Annotated in this window: 2 protein-coding genes; one reads left to right on the top strand and one right to left on the bottom strand. The window is 57.4% G+C overall.

Features of this window, described 5'->3' with window-relative positions; all coding sequences use genetic code 11:
- Nucleotides 1–67 precede the first annotated feature (67 nt).
- On the bottom strand, nucleotides 68–802 hold the full coding sequence (locus ACW9JE_RS30715; RefSeq protein ID WP_457434907.1) for a DUF899 domain-containing protein: 735 nt from the start codon (nucleotides 800–802) through the stop codon (nucleotides 68–70).
- Between the two features lie 177 nt (nucleotides 803–979).
- Here ACW9JE_RS30715 and ACW9JE_RS30710 point away from each other — a divergent pair, with 177 nt between their 5' ends.
- Nucleotides 980–1,369, top strand: a complete 390-nt coding sequence (locus ACW9JE_RS30710; RefSeq protein ID WP_224536156.1) for a transcriptional regulator — start codon at nucleotides 980–982, stop codon at nucleotides 1,367–1,369.
- The last annotated feature ends 92 nt before the right edge of the window (nucleotides 1,370–1,461 follow it).

Raw genomic sequence — 1,461 nt, 5'->3', positions numbered from 1 at the left:
TGTGTCGCCTGACACTCCGCAATCGCGAGCAGGCTCGCTCCCACAATGGAAGGACGGTGAACTCGATTTAACCGCCGTGACAGCACTCCGACTTCTGCGCCTGCTCATACTTATCGTGATGCCGCACCCACTCCATGATCTCCTCTTCATTGCGCCCCTTCGGCGTCAAATCCAGGTAGTTGTAGGCGCCGACCAGCATGTCCAGGCCTCGGGCGTACGTGGAATAGGTGTGGAAAATCTCCCCGGCATCATTGCGGTAAAACACGCTGAGTCCCGGCAGTTCTTCCTCCGAACCATCGGTTTTCTCGTAGTTGTAAGTCGCCGTGCCAGCCGCGACATCTTCGGCACGGGCCGTGACGCCAAAGTCATAGTTGAAATCGCATCCAACCGATGACACCCAATCGAATCGCCAGCCCATACGTCGCCTGAACGCCTGGAATTCCTCGTACGGCGCATGGGATACCGCGACTACCGCGACATCGTGATGAGCCAGGTGCTGGTTGGCGCCGTCGATGTGGTCGGACAGGAACGAGCAGCCCGAACAGCCTTCCTCCCAGCCTTCGGCGAACATGAAGTGATAGATGATCAACTGACTGCGCCCGCCAAACAGATCGGCCAGTTTCAACTCGCCCTTGGGGCCCTGGAAGTGATAGTCCTTGTCGATTTTCACCCAGGGCAGAGCGCGGCGTTCGGCGCTGAGTCTGTCCCGTTCTTTGGTGAAGGCTTTTTCGTGAGCCAGATGCTGCTTGCGGGCGGCGAGCCATTCTTCCCGCGACACGACGGGATGGTTCTGAATGTTCATGACGATTTCTCCTGCGTGGAGCTGGGAGTCGGATTACACAGCCTAGTCGTTTGACGTCAGGGCAAATCGACATACCGCCGGTCGGTCACGACTGGAAACCCGGCTGAACGGCTATCGCCCATACCGGTCACAATCAATGAAGACCCATCAATCACGGGTACCGGAGGTTGATTCAGGATGACGACTTATAACTGGGATTTGATTGAACGCTTGCTGCACGAAGTGCAGCACGGTGAAGCCAGCTTCACCCCACGGCCCTATGCCGAGCAGTACGCGGCGCAAAAGGCTTCCGAAGGCGAGGAAACCGAAAACCTCGACCACCTCAAGGCCGTGGCCGGTGAGTATGAAAAGCTGCTGCTGGAGCGGGGGTATATCGAGCCGCGCCCTGAAGAGCAGGGCGGTACCGGTTCGAACTACATTCTGACGATGCGCGGCTCACGCTTGTTGAGTCTGATCGACAGCAGCATCCCCGGTAATGATCATCCGCGGCAGGTGCTGGATGAACAGGAAGATGCGCTGGATGAGTTGACGTTCGATGAGGTGGCTTCGAAGGCGCAGATTGCCTGACCTTGATTGATCATTGATCACACCCACTGTGGGAGCGAGCCTGCTCGCGATTGCGGAGTGTCAGTCGACATATGTTTGGCTGACACAATGCA

It is taken from the genome of Pseudomonas sp. SDO55104_S430 (assembly GCF_054070595.1).
Note: the sequence above shows the minus strand (reverse complement) of the source record. Positions and strands in the feature narration are given on the sequence as shown.